This is a genomic window from Brachybacterium endophyticum, assembly GCF_003130585.1.
Taxonomy (GTDB): domain Bacteria; phylum Actinomycetota; class Actinomycetes; order Actinomycetales; family Dermabacteraceae; genus Brachybacterium; species Brachybacterium endophyticum.
Genome location: NZ_QFKX01000001.1, coordinates 327,618 through 347,416, shown reverse-complemented (window position 1 = coordinate 347,416; position 19,799 = coordinate 327,618). Strand labels below are relative to the sequence as shown.

Below are 19,799 nucleotides of genomic sequence, written 5' to 3'. Positions count from 1 at the left end.
GCGTGAGAACACGAGTCGTCGCGTGGATCGCCGTGGCGGTCGCCCTGGTGTGCGTCCCCGCGGTGCTCGCCGACGCCGTCCTGGGCGAAGAGCTGTACACCGCGCTGCATCGCGAGTACCCGGGGGCGACCACCTCGCTGCTGGCCGGACTCGTCGAGTCCGCCGCGACCCTGGCCGGCGTCGCCACCCTGGGCGCGCTGGTCACCGTCATGTTCCTGCGCACCCGGACCCGCAAGACCGCCTCCCGCGTCGAGGCCGCCCCCGATCTCACGGCCGCGCTGTACGCGGCCATCGCCTGGTGCGTGCTCTCGGCGGCGAGCATCGTGCTGAGCGCCGTGGACGACAACGGGCTCAGCATCTCCCGCGTGCTCGAACCGGGCACGATGGGCAGGATCTTCACCTTCGGCTACATGCCGCGGGCCTGGGCCGTCAGCGCCGTCGCCGCACTGGTCATCGCGGCCTGCGCCTTCCTCGCCAGCCGCTGGTCGACCCTGCTGCTGGCCCTGTGGGCGGGCTGCATCGGCATCCTCGCCCCCGTGGTCGTCGGCCAGATCCTGGTCGGCCCGAACCACGACCTGGGCTCGGACGCCGGCACCCTGCAGACCCTCGGGGTGGGCCTGCTGCTCGCCCCGCTGCTGATCGACGCGCTGCTGGGGTCGGCCGCGGCCCCGCAGACCGACCGCCACCGCCTGCGCCTGCTGGTGCGGATCGGCGTGCCCGCGGCGCTCGTGTGCGAGCTCGTGCTGACCTGGTTCAAGCTTCAGGGCGAGGGCGCCCTGGCCACCTCGACCGCCGCTCTCGAAGCCGTGCGCCTGGTGGTGCTGATCGCGATCGGGACGCTGCTGCTCCTCGGCCGCCGTGAGCTGATCACGGGACGCCGGCGCGCGGCGATCGCCGCGCTGCTGCTGGTGTTCCTGGGCGCGGGCGCCGCGATGACCCGGATCCCGCCGCCGCAATACTTCGTGCCCACCTCGATCCCCCAGGTGTTCATGGGCTACGAGGTGCCCGTCGCCCCCAGCGCGCAGGTGCTGCTGAGCACGGGACGGCTGAACCTCCTGTTCACCGTGATCGCGCTCGCCATGATCGCCCTCTACCTCGCGATGGTGCTCGCGCTGCGCCGCCGCGGGGACCGCTGGCCCGTCCCGCGCACGCTGCTGTGGATCGCCGGCTGGCTGGTGGTGCTGATCGCGACGAACTCCGGCATCGGCCGCTACTCCGCCCCCGACTTCGGGGTGCACATGGCGGTGCACATGAGCCTGGGGATGCTCGCGCCGATCTTCCTGGTGCAGGGCGGGATCATTACCCTGATGCTGCGCTGGAGCGCCGCGAACCCGCGCACCGTGGGCCTGCACTCCTGGATCTCGCAGGCCCTCAGCTGGCCCGTGATGCGCACGATCTACCACCCGGCGCTCGTCTTCGTGGTGTTCATCGGCAGCTACTACGGCCTGTACTTCTCGCCGCTGTTCGGGATCATGATGCGCTACCACTGGGCGCACCAGCTGATGAACCTGCACTTCCTGATCGTCGGCTACCTCTACTACAGCCTGATCATCGGGGTGGACCGGCCCCCGCGTCCGCTGCCGCACATCGGGCGCCTGGGCTACATCCTGGCCGCGATGCCCTTCCACGCCTTCTTCGGCGTCGCGATCATCTCCAGCTCGACGATCCTCGCCGAGACCTACTACACCTACCTCGATCTGCCGTGGGCCGACCTCGCCCACTCCCAGCAGGTCGCGGGATCCGTCGCCTGGGCCGGCGGCGAGCTGCCGCTGGTGATCGCGATCATCGCGCTCGGGGTGCAGTGGTCGCGGCAGGACGACGTCGAGGCCAGACGGCGCGACCGACACATCGACCGCGGCCTCGACGACGAGTTCGACGCGTACAACGAGATGCTCAAGAAGCTCTCGGACAGGAAGGGCAGCTGATGACACGCCCCGTCGTCGCCCCGCGCCCCTCGGCCGCGGAGCCCGCACCCTCGCCCTCGCCCTCGGGGACGACGCTCGACCCGCTCGAGCGCTGGAGCTTCGACGTCTCGGGGATGACCTGCGCGGCCTGCGCGAACCGCATCGAGCGCAAGCTCAACAAGGTCGAGGGGATCTCCGCGACCGTCAACTACGCGACCGAGCGGGCGCTGGTGAGCGGGATCGACGAGCCCGCCGAGGCGATCGACGTGATCCGCTCCGCGGGCTACGACGCCGCCGTGCACGACGAGAGCGACGACACCTGGTCGCGCCGCGCCACCGAGATGCGGATCACCTCGCTGCGGCGCCGTCTGATCGCGGCCGCCCTGCTGACCATCCCGCTGATGGACGTCTCGCTCGTCCTCGCCCTGGTGCCGCAGTGGCGCTTCCCCGGCTGGGAGCTGCTCTGCGTGCTGCTGGCGATCCCGGTGGTGACCTGGGCGGCCTGGCCCTTCCACCGGATGACGCTGCGCAACCTGCGCCACGGCGCGGTCTCGATGGACACCCTGGTCTCGATCGGCATCGCCGCGTCCTTCGGCTGGGCGATCGTCTCGATGCTGGTCGGCCTCGAACCGCAGGACGGCTTCTGGCTGGGCTTCGGGCGGGCCCCCGCCGGGGCCGACGCCCTCTACCTCGACGTCGCCGCTGGCATGACCACGTTCCAGCTGGCCGGCCGCTACTTCGAGTCCCGCAGCCGCCGCCGCGCCGGCGACGTGCTGGGCGCCCTCACCGCCCTCGGTGCGAGCGAGGCCCGGGTGCTGCGCGAGGACGCCGAGACCATGGTGGCGATCGACGCCCTGCGCCGCGGGGACCTGCTGGTGGTGCGCCCCGGCGAGACCATCCCGGCCGACGGCGAGATCGTCGAGGGCTCCGCCGCGATCGACACCGGCGCGATGACCGGCGAGTCCGTACTGCGCACCTGCGGCGTCGGCGACGAGGTCGTGGGCGGCACGGTCTCGGCCGACGGCCGTCTGGTGGTGCGCGCGACCGGGGTCGGCGCACACACGCAGCTCGCCCAGATGGCCGCGGTCGCCGAGCAGGCACAGGTGCGCAAGGCCGACGTGCAGCACACCGTGGACGCCGTGGTGCGGATCTTCGTGCCCGTCGTGCTGGTGCTCAGCGTGCTCGTCGCCGTCGTCTGGCTGCTGCTGGGCGCGAACACCGCGAGCGCCGTCTCGAACGCGATCAGCGTGCTGATCATCGCCTGCCCGTGCGCGTTGGGACTGGCGACCCCGACCGCGCTGATGGTGGGCGTGGGCCGCGGCGCCGTGCTCGGGATCCTGGTCAAGGGGCAGGACGCCCTCGAGGCGAGCGGCACCGTGACCACCGTCGTGCTCGACAAGACGGGGACGCTGACCGTCGGCGCACCGCACGTCGAGCAGGTCTCCACGAGCGACGGGAGCGGGGTGAGCGAGGCGCAGCTGCTGCGCTGGGCCGCGGCCGCCGAGTCCTCCTCCGAGCACGCGGTCGCGACCGCCATCCGCGAGCACGCCGCCACCCGCGTGGCCGACGTGCCCTCCGCCCACGACTTCCACGTCACCCCGGGCCTCGGGGTCGAGGCGATCATCGAGGACGAGCGCGTGGCCGCGGGCAGTCCCGCCCACATGCAGGGCCTCGGCATCACGGTGCCCGAGGACCTCGCGCGGACCGTGAGCGACGCCGAGGCCGGTGGGCGCTCCGCGGTGCTGGTGGCCCGTGGCGAGCAGGCCCTCGGGGCCCTCGTGCTGGCCGACGAGATCAAGCCCGACGCCCGCGCGGCCGTGACCGCCCTCCACGACGCGGGGCTGCGCACGGTGCTGCTGACCGGGGACTCCGAGGCCGCCGCCCGCCGCGCCGCCGCGGACCTCGGCATCGACGACGTGCGGGCGGGCGTGCTGCCCACCGGCAAGGCGCAGGCCATCGAGGAGCTGCGCGCCGAGGGGCACGCGGTGGCGATGGTGGGCGACGGCATCAACGACGCCGCGGCCCTCGCGGCGGCCGACCTGGGCCTCGGTATGGTGACGGGCACCGACGTGGCGCTGAAGTCCTCGGACATCATCCTGGTGCGCGAGGACCTGTTCGCCGTGATCGACGCGATCGCGCTCTCCCGGGCGACCAACCGCACCATCCGGACCAACCTGATCTGGGCGTTCGGCTACAACGTGGCGGCGATCCCGATTGCGGCGATCGGCCTGCTGAACCCGCTGATCGCGGCCGCGGCGATGTCGCTGTCCTCCGTGTTCGTGGTGCACAACTCGCTGCGTCTGCAGAACTTCCGCTCGCGGCGACCGCAGCGCGCCCGTCGCTCCGCCGGCGCAGGCTCCCCCACCCGCTCCTGAGCGATTTGCGGCGGCGCCCCTACCGCCCTAGTCTTCTCTACAAGACGTAGAGAAAAGAGGTCGGCGATGGGCGGGATGACGGGCACGGTGGTCCTCACCGTCCTGTTCGCGACCCTCGGCGTCCACGCGCTGGTGAGCGCGGTCCGCCACCGCGCGCGCCCCTTCGACCTCGTGGGCGATCTGCTGCACGCGCTGATGTGCGTCGGGATGGTCGCGATGTCCTGGCCGTGGTGGTCCCTGCTGCCGTCGCTCCCCCAGATCCTCCTCTACGCCCTCGCCGCCGGCTGGTTCGTCCTGCTCGCGCTGCTGCAGATCGCCCGCGGCACCGAGGCCGTGGCCCAGGGCGCCGACGGCCAGGACATCGCCCTGGGGCACGGTCACGGCCCGCTGCACCAGCTCCAGCACGCGGTGATGATGCTCGCGATGGTCTGGATGGTCGTCGTGATGTCCCCGGGCGGCGGAGCAGGGCACGACGGCGGGCACCAGATGGCCATGCTCTCGCCCGCGCAGAGTCTGCTGGGCATCGTGTTCACCGCGGCCCTCGCGGTCTCGGGGCTGCTCGTGCTCGCCCAGGCCCGCGAGGCAGCTCCCGGCCGCACCGGCCTTCTCGCGATGGCCGCCATGGACCTGGCCATGGCATCGGCCTGCTGGCCCATGCTGCTCCAGTGACGGACCCCATCCGGCGGGTCCGCCGCTCCGAATCCCCCGCGCTCCCGAAGCCCACCCCCACCGCCACTCCCACTCCTACCCGAAGGACGACCATGACCGCTCAGCGCCGCCGCCCCCTGCTCACCCGCGGCATGCTCGCCCTCGGTGCCGCCGGCCTGGCCTTCGCGGTCCCCGCCGCAGCCCAGGCCCACGTCACCGCGACCGCCTCGGAGACCGCCGCCGGCGACCACACCGTGGTCACCCTCAGCGTCCCCCACGGCTGCGATGGCTCCCCCACCACGAAGGTCGCGATCAAGGTGCCCGACGGCGTCCAGGAGATCACGCCGACCCGCTCCCCCTTCTATGACGTCACGACGAAGACCGAGAAGCTCTCGAAGCCCACCACCGACGCCGACGGCAACGAGGTCACCGAGCGCCCGGACCAGGTCGTCTACACCGCGAAGACGCCGCTCCCCGACGGCCAGCGGGACACCTTCGAGCTCTCCCTGCAGATCCCGGAGGACGCCGCGGGGCCCACCCTGACCTTCCCGACCGTGCAGACCTGCGAGGACGGCAGCACCTCGTGGACCCAGCTCCCCGCGAAGGGGCAGAGCGAGGACGACGTCGAGCACCCGGCGCCGTCCGTGGCGGTCGATGCGAAGGGCAGCTCGGATGCGAAGGGCGGCTCGGAATCGGACGCCGGTGGCGGCGCCGCGGCGTCGACCGCGTCGAGCTCGCATTCGCAGGCCGGCATGGACGGGACCACCACCGCGCTCGTGGTGGTCAGCCTCGTGGTCGGCGCCCTGGGACTGCTCAGCGGCCTCGCCGCGCTGCTGACCGTGCGCAGGCGGCGGTGACCCTCCGCGCCCGTACCGTGCGGCGCCGAGGCAGCTCTCCGGAGACGCCTCGGCGCCGCGCAGCGCGCCTGGCCCTGGGCACCCTGCTCGGGCTGCTCCTGCTGCTGACGGGCGCGACGCCCGCGCTCGCCCATGCGCAGCTCGAGGACAGCACCCCGGGGGACGGCGCCGTCGTCTCCGACGCGCCCCGACAGGCCACGCTCACCTTCGACGAGCACGTCCGCCCGGTGACCGGCGCGACCTCCCTGATCCGCCCGGACGGGTCCTCGACCGCCCTCGCCCCGCACGCCCGGGACGACAGCGTCGTCACGGACCTGCCCGACGACCTGCCGAAGGGGTCCTACACGCTCACCTACCGGGTGGTCTCGGCCGACGGCCACCCCGTGGCGGGTGCGGTCACCTTCTCGGTGGGCGCGCCCTCCTCCCCCTCCGACACGTCCACCGCCTCGGCGTCCGACATGCACGAGGAGTCCGGTTCCCTCGCAGCAGTGGTGGTCGGCGTCCTCACCGTCCTCCAGTACGTCGCGCTGCTGGTGACGGTGGGCATCCTGCTGTGCGCCGCTCTGGTGACCCGCTCCCAGGCCGCGCGCTCGGTGCTGGCATCGCCTCGCGCCACGCGGATCCTCCGCGGACTCGCCCTGGTCGCCGCGGCCGCGAGCGTGCTGCTGGTGCCGGTCTCCGCGGCCGACGCCGCCGGCTGGTCGCACTGGGTCGACGGTCTCGCCCGTCAGCAGGTCCTCGGCGCGGTCGCGGTCGTCCTCGGCGCCGCCCTCGTCATCGTCGCCGGGGGTGCGCGTCGCCCGGTGCTCGCCGTCCCCGGGGCGCTGCTGGCCCTGCTCGCCCCGATGCTCGTCGGGCACTCGGCCTCGATCGGGCCCCGGCCCCTGATGCTGGTCGCCGATGCCGCCCACCTGCTCGCGGGTGCGGTGTGGTCGGGCGGGATGATCGGGACGATCGCCGTTCTCGCCGCGCTCCGCCGCGACGGGAGCACCGACGAGGCGGTGGCGGTCGTGCGCCGGTTCTCCCTTGCCGCCCTGATCAGCGTCCTCGCCCTCGCGGCGAGCGGGATCGTGATGGCCGTGCTGATCCTGGACTCGCCGTCCGGGCTCGTCACCACGCCCTGGGGGCGCACGCTGCTGATCAAGCTGGTCGTCGTCGCCGTGACCGTCGGCCTTGCCGCGTGGAACCGCACCCGACTGCTGCCCGCCGTCACCACGGCGAGCGCGCCCTGGGAGCAGCTGCTGCGCCTCATGCGACGGGAAGCGGCGCTCCTGATCGGAGTGCTCGTGGTGACCGGAGCCCTGGTGAACCTCAGTCCTCACGAGCACTCGATGGACTCCATGAGCCGGCCGCAGCCGGTCCACGCGAGCTCGCAGGGCCTCACCGTGGACGGGACCGTGGAGCCGGGCACCCGCGGGAAGAACACCCTCACCGTGACGCTCACCTATCGGGGAGACCCCCTCCAGGACCGCCATCCGCGCATCACCGCGACCCAGGAGCAGCAGGACATCGGGCCGATCACGGCGCACCCCAGCTGCGACGGGGACGGCTCCTGCACCGCCGATCTCACCCTGCCCGCCTCCGGCAGCTGGCAGGTCCAGGTCACCAGCCAGGTCGACGAGTTCACCTCCCCGGTCGCGACGTTCCCGCTCGACGTCCGGTGACCCCGCCCCGTTCCCCGGCCCCTAGGATGGCCGGATGACGTCGACGTCCGAAGGACCCGCCGGGGATCCTCCCTCCACGGACGTGGTCCGCGAGGCGCTCCTCGCCGTCGCCGCCGGTGACGCGGACGCCTTCCCCGCTCTCTACGACGCCACCAGCGCGCGCGTCTACGGGCTGGTGCTGCGGGTGCTGCGCGATCCCGCGCAGGCCGAGGAAGTCACCCAGGAGGTCTACCTCGAGGTGTTCCGTCGGGCCGCCTCCTTCGACCCCTCCCGCGGCTCGGCCCCGGGGTGGATCCTGATGCTCGCCCACCGGCGCGCCGTGGACAGGGTGCGCTCGTCACAATCGCAATCCGATCGGGACGTCGCCTACGAATCCCGATCACACACGGAGGAGCCGGACCCCACCAGCGAGGAGGCGCTCGGGGGCCTCGAGGCGCAGCAGGTGCGCTCGGCGCTCGCCCAGCTCTCCGAGCGACAGGGCGAGGCCGTCCGCCTGGCCTATCTCGACGGACTCACGCACACGCAGGTCGCCTCGCACCTCGGCATCCCCCTGGGGACCGCGAAGACGAGGATCAGGGACGGCCTGCTCACCCTGAGACGGCTCATGGGCACGACACAGCGCAGAGAGGAGGAGTCATGAGCGAGGACCGCAGGAACCGGGATCCCCTGGATCACGAGGAGCTCGAGTCGCTCGTCGCCGCCTCGGCGCTCGACGCCCTGGACCCCGATGACCAGACCGTGGTCGACGCGCACCTGGCCGACTGCCCGGGCTGCCGTGACCTCCTGGACTCCCTGCGCGAGACCGCCGCGGACCTCTCCACCGGACTCGAGACCCCGCCTCCGCCCAGGCTGCGCGAGAGCGTGCTCGGGGCGGTGCGCGCCGAGGCGGCAGCGCAGGAGCAGCCGGCGCCGGCCACGTCGGACCCCGCACGCGCCGAGGCCCCCTCCTCGCGGCTCTCACGTCGCGCGCTGATCGGCGGCGGGTTCGCCCTGGCCGCGAGCGCACTGGTGGCCACCGGCGTCGTGGTCGCCCGCCCCTGGCGTTCCGAGGAGGAGAAGGACATCGACCAGGTCCTGGACGCACAGGACGCGCGGACGTATCGCGCGACCTGGAAGTCGGCACAGGTCACCCTCACCCATTCCTCGTCGCGCAGCAGCTCGGTGCTCGAGGTCGAGGGCATGGACCCCGCACCGTCCGGGCGCGACTACCAGGTATGGAGCCTCGCCAAGGGGAAGGCCGCCAGCGCGGGACTGCTGCGCCCGGGCGAGAACGGCGACGCCCGCGTCCTGGTGCCGGCCGACGCGGCCGACGGCGCAGCCGTCACCCTGGAGCCGTCGGGCGGGTCCGAGCAGCCCACGAGCGACCCGTTCCTCGCCCTCGACTACAGCTGAGGGGCAGCGGCAGCCCATTAGAGGGACGCTGGAGACCTCATCGGCCGTCGACCATCCGCGCGAACACGATGACGTTGTCCGAGTGGCGGCCGGACGCGTCGACCGCGCCGCCGCAGGTGATCATCCGCAGCTCGGGGCCGGGCGTGTTCTCGTACACGGCCCAGGTGGGGAAGGAGTGCTTGGGGGAGCGGCCGACGTCATAGACCTCGAAAGTGGCCGACCTGCCGTCCTCGCGGTCCACGGTGACCCGGTCGCCCGTTCGCACGGCCCCCAGCTCGAAGAACACCGAGGGCTCGCCGCTGTAGGTCACGTGCCCCTCGATCACGGCGGGGCCGGCCTCACCGGGAGTAGGGGACCCCTCGAACCAGGCGGCATCGTCCTTGCGCGCCCCGCTGGGGGTGGGAAGGGAGCCGTCCTTCGCGAGGTCGATGCCGAACACGCTGCCGTCGATGTCCCGGTGGTCGACACGCACGCGTGTGGGCTCGGAGGCCGGCAGCGCCTTCGGCGGGGTGGACCGGTCCCGAGTGGACCGGTCAGGCGCGTCGGCCGAGGGTGAGGTGCTGCGCGAGGGCGCCGTGCTCGACGCATCGGAGCCGGGGCTCGGGGAGCTCGACGTCGCGGACGCGGCGGCGGGCGCCTGCGGCGGCGCCGGCTGCTGGGCCTGCAGAGCGATGAGCACGAGCACCAGTCCCAGCACGCACAGAGCGCCGCTCGCGGCGGTCACCCAGAGGCGACCGCCGCGGCGGCGTTCCTTCCGCGTCCTGCTCATGCAGGCCTTCTCATCGTCTCCTGCTCGGCTCTCACTTCTCCGAGCGGGCGCTGCGACGACGGCTCACGACGGTGCCGACGATGCCGGCCGCGACCAGAGCACCACCGGCCGCGAGGATGCCCGCGTCCTGGATGCCGGCGGTGGTGCCGTCACCGGTCTCGACGCCACCCTGCGGCATGTCGGACATCTGGCTGGCGGTGAGCTCACCGCAGGCGGCCGGGTCGGTCGCCTCGCTGGGCAGCGAGTCGTCCAGGTCGGACATCTGGTCGCCGTCGTACTTCCCGCTGCCGTTGTGGTCCACGCCGTGCAGCACCACGACCGCCTTGCCGTCCTTCAGCGAGGAGGCGACGTCGTCCGAGACGGTGAAGGTCCGCTCGTAGTGCCCGTCACCGGTGGGGAAGCTCTTCACGTCCAGACCGTTGTCGGGGGACGTACCGCCCTTGGTGGTCAGCGAGGCACCGATCATGCCGTAGTCGTCCATGGCATCGCTGGTCCGGATCGCGCCGTCGACTCCGCTGCCCTCCATGTCCGGGTCGGGGCACTGGCCGGCTCCACCGATGTGGATGTGCTGGGCGTGCGGCGCCCCTTCGAGCAAGCCCTTGGTATCCATCTTCACCGTGGCCTGGTTGCCGTCGAGGGTGACCCACGCGGTGCCCGAGGCGCCGGAGTCGTTGAGCTGGGTGAGGTCTGCCTGGTAGCTGGTGGAGCCGCTGCCCTCGGCGAGCGCGGGGGCGGTCGCACCGAAGCCGACCACGGCCATGGTGGCGGCCATCAGAGAGATGGACTTCATCGTCGTGCGCATGATGTCTCCGTTCGTGGTCACCGTGCGACGGATCCGCCGCAGGGGACGGTGACACGGGGAGTTCGGAGCACTTCGCGAACCGGATTGGTGGTCGATCCGTGCTCGCTCCCGCGGGTCACGGGATGATCACGGAACGGTCTCGGACTTCCGGTTCCGGCGGCACGCCGGAACGAACGGTGGTGTCCTGCCTCACGTCGGCCTCCCCTCCCCCAGGACGCCGCCCGGCACCGCCGGCCATCCCCCTCACCTCCTCGAGGCAGCCCATGCGACAGATCCCCGTGCGCCATCGCGCCCTCCTCCGACCCCGTGCCCTGCTGACCACCGGAGCCGCCGCGGCCCTGATGACAGCCCTGCTGAGCCCGATGCCCGCCCTCGCAGACGGCGACGTCGAGGACCTCGGCACCGCCACCTCCCACGGGGCGAAGGCCCCCGTGCTGACGCCGCCGTCCCTCCAGGACGGACAGCACGTCGCCGAGGACAAGTACCTCGTCCAGGTCGCCGGCGCCCCGCAGACCCAGGGCACCTCGAAGCGCACGTTGATGTCGAAGCAGGACGGCGTCAAGGACAAGGCGAAGGACGCGGGCATCGACCTGAAGGTCGGGACCTCGTACACGCAGGCCTGGAACGGCATGTCCGTCACGCTCTCGCAGAAGGACCTGCAGAAGCTGCGGGACGTGGACGGCATCGAGGCGATCTACCCCGTCGTCGACGTCGCCCTGCCGCCGGAGGAGGACGACCCATCCTCCCCCGAGGACGAGTACGCGAACGGCATGACCGGCGTGGACACGGTGCAGAAGGTCGACGGACTCACCGGCAAGGGCGTCACCGTCGGCATCATCGACTCGGGCATCGACTACAACAACCCCGATCTGGGCGGCTCCGGAACCAACGACCAGACCAAGGACTTCCCGGGCAGCCGCGTCACCGAGGGCCACGACTTCGTGGGCGACGACTACGACGCCAACAAGACCGGCGCCGCCCATGCCGCCAAGCCCGACGCCTACCCCGACGACTGCGGCGGCCACGGGTCCCACGTCGCGGGCATCGTCGGCGCGAAGGGCGAGGTCACCGGTGTCGCACCGGACGTCGACTTCGCCTCCTACCGCGTCTTCGGCTGCGAGGGATCGTCCTCGACCGACATCATCCTGGCGGCCATGGACCGTGCCGTCGCCGACGACGTGGACGTCATCAACATGTCGCTCGGCGCGGCGATGATGAGCTGGGGCAGCTACCCCACCGCGCAGGCGGCGAACGAGATCACCGACCGCGGCATCGTCATGGTCAACTCCGGCGGCAACGAGGGCGAGTCGGGCACCTTCTCGGGCGGTGCCCCGGGCGTCGGCGCGAAGGTCATCACGGTGGGCTCGGTCGAGAACACCGACGCCCGCTCCCCGTACTTCACCGCCGGCAAGCAGAAGGTCGGCTACGCCGCCGCGAGCGACGGCGGGACCGTGCCCACCACGGGCAAGGTCGAGGTCGTCAGCGCCGGCGAGGATTCCACCGAGGCCGATGCCCCGGTTCTGGCCTGCGAGCCGTCCGAGATCCCGAAGCCGACGGCGAAGAAGCAGGCGCTGCTGATCAAGCGCGGCACCTGCTCCTTCCACGACAAGGCCGCCAACGCCCAGAAGGCCGGCTACACCGCGGTGGTGCTGTACAACAACAGCGCCGGCATCATCAGCCCCACGGTGGCCGGCGATCCGGCGGTCACGATCCCCGTCGTCTCCATCACCCAGGAGGACGGGATCGCCCTGCAGAAGGCGATCGCGGAGAAGACCACGACGATCGGCTGGAAGTCCGGCCAGATCATCGTGCCGAACGCCGGCGCCGGGCTGATGTCCGCCTTCTCGTCCTACGGGCTCACCGCGGAGCTCGGGCTCAAGCCCGACGTCTCGGCGCCCGGCGGGCAGATCTGGTCCACCGTGCCGCTCGAGCAGGGCGGCCACGGCTCCAAGTCCGGGACCTCGATGGCCTCCCCGCACGTCGCCGGGGCCGCCGCGCTGCTCCTGCAGGAGCACGCCGACTGGGATCCGGTCGCGGTCAAGAGCGCGCTGGTGAACACGGCCGATCCCCTGGACTGGTCGCTCGAGCCCGGGAAGGGCTACCTCGAGCCGGTGCACCGCCAGGGCGCGGGCATGCTCGACATGGTCGAGGCCGCGCACACTAGCACCGCGATCAAGGAGCCCACGATCTCGCTGGGCGACAGCTCGAAGGGCGGTCACACCGTGACCGTCTCGGTGCGCAACAACAGCGACGAGGCGAAGACCTACGCGGTCTCCGAGCACACGGGCGTGGCCACCGGCGGCTCCCCCTCGAACCCCGAGTTCGAGGTCGCCGACCCCTCCGTGCGGCTCTCGGCGCGCAGCATCACCGTCGCCCCGCACCGTGCGGAGCTGGTGACCGTTCGCGTGAGCGAGGACTTCGGCGAGGACGGCATCATCTACGGCGGCTGGATCCAGCTGACCAGCGACGACGAGGACCTCTCGGTGCCCTTCGCGGGCCTGTCGGGCGACTACCAGAATCTCGACGCCCTCGACGCCCAGGAGGGGCTGCCCTCGCTCGGGAAGGCACAGGGCGAGGACATCGTCCCCGTCGGCGGGAAGGATGCGAGCTACTCGCTGGAGGGCAGCGACGTGCCCTACGTCCTGTACTACCTCGACTACCCGGTCTCACGTCTGGACGTGGCCGCCTACACGGTGAAGGCCGACGGTTCCAAGGGCAAGCTCGTGAACCCCAAGGTGGGCACCGTGAGCTCGGAGAGCCACCTGGGTCGCTCGCAGGAGACGGAGGCGCTCAGCTGGGACGGCACCTACGAGACGGCCACGGGGAAGACCCGCACCGTCACCGACGGGAAGTACATCCTCGAGGTGCGCGCCCTCAAGGCGCTCGGTGACCCCGACACCCCGTCGGACTGGCAGACCTGGGACTCCGGTGCGCTGACGATCGCGCAGAAGGCCCCCAAGGGCTGACACCGGAGCACCGACACCGGGACGCGACGCGCCCCCGATCCGCACCGCGGGTCGGGGGCGCGCGTGCGCTCGGCCACCACAGCCCGAGAGGACGTCCGCCGCGCACCTCCCGCGTGCTTTGATGGGGCGCACCTTCGCGCCGATCGGCACCGCCGTCGGCCCGTCCGTCCTGCCAGGGAGGCCACGATGGGACGCGAGATCGGCTCGACCCAGTACACCCGCAGCGAGCGCACGCACTACCGCCGGGAGCTGCGCCGCAACCTCGATCTGTTCGAGACGTTCCTGGACACCGCGGAGTTCCGCACCGAGGGGACCATCGGGGTCGAGCTCGAGATGAACCTCGCCGACTCCTCCCTGCAGCCCTCGCTGCTGGCCGACGAGGTCATCGAGGAGATCGACGACGAGGAGTTCGTCCACGAGCTGGGCCGCTTCAACGTCGAGACCAACCTGCCGGTGACCCATCCGCGCGGCGCCGGTCTGCGCGACCTCGAGCACGAGCTGCACACCCGCATCGAGCAGGCCGACGCCGCCGCCAAGGCCAGGGGCGTCCGCGTCGTTCCCGTGGGCCACCTCCCCACGCTCACCAGCGAGATGTTCCAGGACGACACCTGGCGCTCGCCCGGCGCCCGCTACGAGGCGCTCGAGAACACCGTGATGGAGGCCCGCGGCGAGGAGGTCCACCTGCTGATCAGCGGGGAGGGCAAGGGCCTCGACGTCGAGTTCGACTCGATCGGCCCCGAGGCGGCGTGCACCTCGATGCAGCTGCACCTGCAGGTCTCCCCCGAACAGTTCGCCGACGTCTGGAACGCCGCGCAGGCGATCGCCGGCCCGCAGGCCGCCCTCGGCGCGAACTCGCCCTTCCTCTTCGGCCGGCGCCTGTGGCACGAGAACCGCATCCCGACCTTCACCCAGGCCCTGGACACCCGCCCGCCCGAGTACGCGACGCAGGGCGTGCGACCGCGGGTGTGGTTCGGCGAGCGCTGGATCACCTCGATGTTCGACCTGTTCGAGGAGAACGTGCGGCTGTTCCCGGCGCTGATCCCGGAGTCACGCACGATGGCCGAGGAGCCCCTGCTGACCGAGAGCGCCTCGCCGCGGCTGCACGAGCTGATGCTGCACAACGGCACCGTCTGGCGCTGGAACCGTCCCATCTACGATCCCGGCGAGGACATGCCCCACCTGCGCCTGGAGAACCGGCTGCTGCCCGCGGGCCCCTCGGCGGTGGACATGGCCGCGAACGCCGCCTTCCTCTACGGGATGCTCTCCTCCCTCGTGCAGGAGCGGCGCCCGCTGTGGTCGCGGATGAGCTTCGAGCAGGCGGCCGAGCACTTCGAGCTGTGCTCCCGATGGGGCCTCGAGGCCCGGATCACCTGGCCGCGGCTGGGCAAGGTGCGCGTGGCGGACCTGCTCGTCGAGCACCTGATCCCCCAGGCCATGCAGGGCCTGCGGGACCTCGGCACGGACGAGGACGTCATCGAGCGCTACCAGGAGGTGCTGCTGGGCCGCGCCCGCACCGGGCGCAACGGCGCCCGCTGGCAGATCGACACCGTGACCAGCCTCGAGCTGCGCGGCGCGAGCCGCGAGGAGGCCCTCGCGCGGATGACCGAGCTCTACATCGAGGGAGTGCACTCCGGGCGCCCGGTGCACGAGTGGCCGATGCCCGCGCGGGGCCAGTCCGACGTCTGACCCCGCGGCAACGCCGTGCCGCATGGTGGGACCACTGTCTCAGCGAGCGATACCATGCCGGGCATGAACACAGACCCCACCTCCTCGACCTCCACCGGGCCGGGCGCCCCCACGCCCTCCGGCACCACCCGTGAGGACCGCTCGGCGCGCGTCGCCGTGACCGTCTTCCCGCTGCTGATCCTGGCCGCCGCGGCGTTCGCGTTCCTGGTGCCCTCGGCGGGTCTCGCGATCGCGCCGGCGACCAACGTCTTCCTGGGCGTCATCATGTTCGCGATGGGGCTGACGCTGACCATCCCGGACTTCACGCTGGTGGTGAAGCGCCCGCTGCCGGTGCTGATCGGCGTGCTCGCCCAGTACCTGGTGATGCCGCTGGTCGGCTTCGGCGTCACCGTGCTGCTGCAGCTGCCGCCCGAGCTCGCCGCGGGCGTGATCCTGGTCGGCTGCGCCCCGGGCGGCACGAGCTCGAACGTCATCAACTACCTCTCCAAGGCCGACACCGCGCTGTCGGTGACGATGACGTCGATCTCGACGCTGCTCGCGCCGCTGCTCACCCCGCTGCTGACGCTCTGGCTCGCCGGCGCCTACCTGCCGATCCCGGCCGGGGAGATGGCGATGAGCATCGTGAAGATGGTGCTGATCCCCGTGGTCGCCGGCCTCGTGATCCGCCTGCTGTTCTCGAGGATCGTCGACCGGATCCTGCCGGCCCTGCCCTGGGTGAGCGTCGTGGGCATCTCGCTGGTGGTGATCGCCGTGGTCTCCGGCAGCGTCGATCAGATCGTCGCCGCCGGCGCCCTGGTGCTGCTCGCCGTGGTGCTCCACAACGGCTTCGGCTACCTGCTGGGCTTCTGGTTCGCCCGCGTGCTGCGCCAGCCCATCCGCACCTCGCGGACGGTCTCGGTCGAGGTCGGCATGCAGAACTCCGGGATGGCGGCGACGCTCGCCGCGAGCTACTTCAGCCCCGCGGCGGCCCTGCCCGGTGCGGTGTTCTCGATCTGGCACAACCTCTCCGGCGCCCTGCTGGCGATGTACTACCGGCGCAGCGCCGCCAAGCAGGACGCCGATCCGCGTGAGGTGCGTCCCTCGGCGTGAGCCCGGCGGTAACGCAGATCACCCCGCGCGCGGAGGTGAGGGACCGGTGCCCGACATCCCCCTCGGCCGGCATCCTGACCTGCGTCGATGCTCTGCGTGCACAGAATCCGCACACCCAGGGGAGCGATTCCCAGGAAAGTAGGAGCTGTACCCCAGTGAACATTGCAGCCCCCCTGGTTATCTGTTCCCAACGCGTTACCGGCGGCCGGGCCTTCTGAGGAGGTGGCCCCGCCACAGAAGCCGGAACGCGGGGGAAAGGGATGGCCCCGGCTCGTGGGGACGAGCCGGGGCACTTTTCTGTCCGGGCGCTCACGCCCCACCCCGCCGCGCCCGGCAGCGGTGCAGACTGATCCCATGGATGCTCCGCTGGCCCCGACCGACGCCCTGTTGCACTACCTCCGCGAGGTCGACGAGGCCCTGCTGTGGAAGCTCGACGGCCTCAGCGAGCGCGAGCTGCGTCTGCCCCGCACGGCCACCGGCACCAGCCTGCTCGGGCTCGTCAAGCACGTCGCGAACGTGCAGGCCGGCTACTTCGCGGACGTCTTCGACCGCCCCTACCCCCACCCCGAGGACCGGGTGAGCAGGGAGTCGATGATCCGGGACCCCCAGACCGACATGTACGCCGCTCCCGAGGAGTCCGCGCAGCTGGTCGTGGCCCGCTTCCGGCGCACCCAGAGCTTCGTCGACGAGACCGTCGAGGAGCTCGGCCCGGAGGCCGAGGGGCAGGTGCCGTGGTGGCCCGCCGCGCGCCGTATCGTCACCCTGCAGCAGATCCTGGTGCACGTGATCGCCGAGACCGCACGGCACGCGGGGCACGCCGACATCCTGCGCGAGAAGATCGACGGCGCCGTCGGCCAGCGGCGGGACAACTCGAACCTGCCCGTGGGCGAGGACTGGGACGCCTACCGTGCCCGGCTCACCGCGATCGCGGAGAACGCCTGAGGGGACCGCACGGGGCAGGGGTCGACGCGCGGGTCGATGCGTGACCCGACGCGTGAGCGCTCAGGCGGCCCGGGCGTCGACCTCGAGGGCTCGCAGGTAGGCCGTGCACAGGCGCTCCAGCGCCGCCTCGAGGACACTCGTGGGCGTGGCGATCACCAGACGCACGAACCCCTCCCCCTCGGGACCGAACAGCGGTCCCTCGTCGGCGAAGACGAACGCCTCGCAGGTGTGGACCCTCTGGAGCTGCTCGGCATCCAGCCCCAGCCCCCGCAGGTCGATCCACTGCAGGTAGGTGCCCTCCAGGTCCGCCACCCTCGCCTGCGGCAGGCGGCGGGCGAGGACCTCGCGGACCAGGGCGTGGTTGCGGCCGACGAGCTCGTTGACCTCGTCCAACCACGGCTCGGCGCGGGTGTAGGCGGCGTGGCAGGCGATCGCGCCGAGCACGTTGGGGTTGTCGAAGCCCAGGTCGTCGCGCACCGCGGTGAAGCGATCACGCAGACCGGCGTCCGGGATGATCGCGTTGGCGATCTGCAGCCCGGCCAGGTTGAAGGACTTGCTGGGCGAGGTGAGCACCAGGGTGCGTCCGGCGAGCTGGGGAGCGACGGTGAGGATGCTGGAGTGACGGTGGCCCGGCTGGGTGAGGTCGGCGTGGATCTCGTCGCTGACCAGCAGCAGGTCGTTCTCCTCCACGATCCGCGCGAGCTCGGTGAGCTCGCCGCGCTCCCACACCCTGCCGGTGGGATTGTGGGGGCTGCACAGCAGCAGCATCGTGGTGCGGGGATCCCGGGCCTGCTGCTCGAGGAGCTCGAGGTCGAGACGGAAGCGCCCGTCCCGTTCGACGAGGGGGTTGCGCACCAGGCGCCGGTCGCTCGAGGAGATCGAGCGGTACATCGGGTAGTACCCGGGGGTCTGCACGATCACGCCGTCGCCCGGCGCCGTGAACTCGCGGATCGCCCAGGTGAAGGCCGAGATCACGCCGGGGGTGACGCGCACCCACTCCGGGTCGACCTCCCAGCCGTGACGCCGGCGCATCCACGTACGGACGGCGTCGAGGTAGGAGGCGGTGGGGACCGTGTAGCCCAGCACGAGCCCGCCGGTGATCGCGCGCTGCAGGGCCTCGGTGATCTCCGGCGGGTGGGCGAGGTCGAGGTCGGCCACCGAGAACGGGGCGATCGCCCCGCCGCAGCGCTCGTGCTGGGCGGCGAGATCGATGCCGGCGAGATCCGCCCCGCTGGCCATGGCCTCCCACTTCGAGGAGCCCATGGCGCTGCGGTCCACGAGGGTCTCGAGGTCGTAGCGGGTCATGGCACTCCTTCGGGGTGGGGTGGGTGGGGGCGGTATCAGTCCGCGGCGGCGACCACGGTGACCTCGATCAGCGCGCCCTTGGGAAGGGCGGCGACGGCGTAGGCCATGCGGGAGGGGTAGGGCTCGGTGAAGAAGGTCGCGTACTCCTCGTTGACGGCGGCGAAGTCCTCGATCGCATCGAGCAGCACGGTCACCTGCAGGGCCTTGTCCAGGCTCGTGCCGGCCGCTTCGAGGATCGCCCGGGCGTTGCCGAAGGCTCGGCGGGTCTGCTCACGGATGCCGCCCTCGACCAGCGCGCCGGTCGCGGGATCCAGCGGGATCTGGCCGGAGACGTAGACGGTGTCGCCGTGGCGGACGGCCTGGGAGTAGGGGCCGATGGCGGCGGGGGCCTGGTCGGTGCTGACGGGGTCGATCATGGCTGGCTCCTTCGGGAGAGCCCGGCCGGCGAGGGCCGACAGGGCACGGGGTTCATCGCTTCCGGTCCTTCATCGTCGCAGGTCGATGCCGAAGACGCGGCGGATCTGCGCGACCGCATGGCGGGTGAAGCGGACGTCGGACGGGGTCGAGGCGAAGGGGACGAACAGACCGGGATGGTCGGGATGGGCCACGCGCCCGTGGGAGGCGCCGGGAGTGACGACGAATCCCGCCGCGTACATGCGCTCGAGGAGCTCGCGCCGCGACGTGGGATGGCGGGTGCCGCGGCCCTTCCGGGCGGAGCGCCCGGCCGCCTCGAGGGCGACGTCGAGGGCGTCCTCGTACTCCTCCGGCCGCACGGAGAGGGCGTAGCCGCGGGTGAACGCGCCGATCACGGCGTTGTCGGTGCGGCGCACCTGGATGACGAGGGGACCGCGCAGGAAGTGGTCGCTGGTGCCGGCGTCGGCGGTCCACGCCTCCTCCGGGTCGGCGACGGCGAGCACGATCTGCGCGCTGGTGAGGTCGCGGACGCCGACGGTGCGGATCTGCCCCTCGTCGATCTGCAGGGGGCGCGGAGCGGGGCGCTCGTCGCCCGGATCCAGGGTGTGGACGGCGTCCTCGGGCGGGGCGGGCGGCGTGCGCGGCAGCTCGAGGGTGCGGGCGCGTCCGGAGGTGGGCAGGGACGCGGAGGGCGTCTCCTCCGCCGTCTCGCCCCGTCCGTCGGACGCAGCGACCCGCCTGTCGGCAGCATCGCGCCGACCGGTCGCGGTCCAGTCGACCGGGCGCACACGGCTCGAGGGCGCGGTGCGGCCGCTCAGCGCCCTGGGCGTCGGCCGGTTCTGTGCGCTCATCGCTCCTCCCCTCGGTGCGCATCGGTCTGATCGTCCGTCCCGGGCGCGAGGCTCCTCCGCGCCGAGACGGATGCCAGTCTGTCGCATCTGCCCGGGAGGGTCGAAGCCGTGTGACGGCGGAAGTCGACGCGGTAG

16 protein-coding genes are annotated in these 19,799 nt (G+C 72.1%); 11 read left to right on the top strand and 5 right to left on the bottom strand.

The features are described from left to right. Positions 1 to 2: 2 nt before the first annotated feature. The 7 genes from DEO23_RS01505 (at position 3) to DEO23_RS01475 (ending at position 8,840) form a co-directional block, all read left to right on the top strand. A complete protein-coding gene (locus tag DEO23_RS01505; protein ID WP_205678798.1) occupies positions 3 to 1,925 on the top strand; it encodes a cytochrome c oxidase assembly protein in 1,923 nt (640 codons plus the stop codon). Beyond that, positions 1,925 to 4,279 carry a heavy metal translocating P-type ATPase gene (locus tag DEO23_RS01500; RefSeq protein ID WP_109274235.1) on the top strand — a complete coding sequence of 785 codons (2,355 nt, stop codon included), beginning with the start codon at positions 1,925 to 1,927 and terminating at the stop codon, positions 4,277 to 4,279. The genes DEO23_RS01505 and DEO23_RS01500 overlap by 1 nt, the downstream gene beginning before the upstream one ends. A gap of 66 nt (positions 4,280 to 4,345) precedes the next feature. Next, positions 4,346 to 4,948 (top strand): DUF5134 domain-containing protein, encoded by a 603-nt coding sequence (locus DEO23_RS01495; protein WP_109274234.1) that lies wholly within the window; start codon positions 4,346 to 4,348, stop codon positions 4,946 to 4,948. A gap of 92 nt (positions 4,949 to 5,040) precedes the next feature. Further along, a complete protein-coding gene (locus DEO23_RS01490) occupies positions 5,041 to 5,784 on the top strand; it encodes a YcnI family copper-binding membrane protein (RefSeq protein WP_109274233.1) in 744 nt (247 codons plus the stop codon). Next, positions 5,781 to 7,448, top strand: coding sequence for a copper resistance protein CopC (locus DEO23_RS01485; RefSeq protein WP_133249817.1), 1,668 nt, complete (start codon positions 5,781 to 5,783; stop codon positions 7,446 to 7,448). Before DEO23_RS01490 ends, DEO23_RS01485 begins: the two co-directional genes overlap by 4 nt. Before the next feature lie 34 nt (positions 7,449 to 7,482). Beyond that, on the top strand, positions 7,483 to 8,088 hold the full coding sequence (gene sigK, locus DEO23_RS01480; protein WP_109274231.1) for an ECF RNA polymerase sigma factor SigK: 606 nt from the start codon (positions 7,483 to 7,485) through the stop codon (positions 8,086 to 8,088). After that, positions 8,085 to 8,840: an anti-sigma factor gene (locus DEO23_RS01475; protein ID WP_109274230.1), complete on the top strand. Its 756-nt coding sequence runs from the start codon at positions 8,085 to 8,087 to the stop codon at positions 8,838 to 8,840. The genes sigK and DEO23_RS01475 overlap by 4 nt, the downstream gene beginning before the upstream one ends. Before the next feature lie 37 nt (positions 8,841 to 8,877). Here the strand turns inward: DEO23_RS01475 and DEO23_RS01470 are convergent, their stop codons facing one another. Then, a complete protein-coding gene (locus DEO23_RS01470; protein WP_109274229.1) occupies positions 8,878 to 9,609 on the bottom strand; it encodes a class F sortase in 732 nt (243 codons plus the stop codon). Between the two features lie 31 nt (positions 9,610 to 9,640). Continuing rightward, complete coding sequence (locus DEO23_RS01465) at positions 9,641 to 10,432, bottom strand: CHRD domain-containing protein (RefSeq protein ID WP_240613153.1); 792 nt, start codon at positions 10,430 to 10,432, stop codon at positions 9,641 to 9,643. 242 nt (positions 10,433 to 10,674) lie between these two features. Between DEO23_RS01465 and DEO23_RS01460 the strand changes: the two genes are divergently transcribed. The 4 genes from DEO23_RS01460 (at position 10,675) to DEO23_RS01445 (ending at position 17,094) form a co-directional block, all read left to right on the top strand. Further along, complete coding sequence (locus DEO23_RS01460; protein ID WP_109274227.1) at positions 10,675 to 13,377, top strand: S8 family serine peptidase; 2,703 nt, start codon at positions 10,675 to 10,677, stop codon at positions 13,375 to 13,377. Positions 13,378 to 13,563: 186 nt separating this feature from the next. Beyond that, positions 13,564 to 15,063, top strand: coding sequence for a glutamate-cysteine ligase family protein (locus DEO23_RS01455; protein ID WP_109274226.1), 1,500 nt, complete (start codon positions 13,564 to 13,566; stop codon positions 15,061 to 15,063). 63 nt (positions 15,064 to 15,126) lie between these two features. Further along, a complete protein-coding gene (locus DEO23_RS01450; protein ID WP_109274785.1) occupies positions 15,127 to 16,152 on the top strand; it encodes a bile acid:sodium symporter family protein in 1,026 nt (341 codons plus the stop codon). A gap of 354 nt (positions 16,153 to 16,506) precedes the next feature. After that, positions 16,507 to 17,094, top strand: a complete 588-nt coding sequence (locus DEO23_RS01445) for a DinB family protein (RefSeq protein WP_109274225.1) — start codon at positions 16,507 to 16,509, stop codon at positions 17,092 to 17,094. Between the two features lie 60 nt (positions 17,095 to 17,154). Here the strand turns inward: DEO23_RS01445 and DEO23_RS01440 are convergent, their stop codons facing one another. From DEO23_RS01440 to DEO23_RS01430, 3 genes are all read right to left on the bottom strand, one after another. Beyond that, a complete protein-coding gene (locus DEO23_RS01440; RefSeq protein WP_109274224.1) occupies positions 17,155 to 18,399 on the bottom strand; it encodes a MalY/PatB family protein in 1,245 nt (414 codons plus the stop codon). Positions 18,400 to 18,434: 35 nt separating this feature from the next. After that, the gene (locus DEO23_RS01435; RefSeq protein ID WP_205678796.1) at positions 18,435 to 18,815 is read right to left on the bottom strand and encodes a RidA family protein; all 381 of its coding nucleotides are present in this window, start codon (positions 18,813 to 18,815) and stop codon (positions 18,435 to 18,437) included. A 69-nt stretch (positions 18,816 to 18,884) separates the two neighbouring features. Then, entirely contained in the window at positions 18,885 to 19,664 is a 780-nt protein-coding gene (locus DEO23_RS01430; protein ID WP_109274223.1) for a hypothetical protein, read from the bottom strand. Between the last annotated feature and the right edge of the window lie 135 nt (positions 19,665 to 19,799).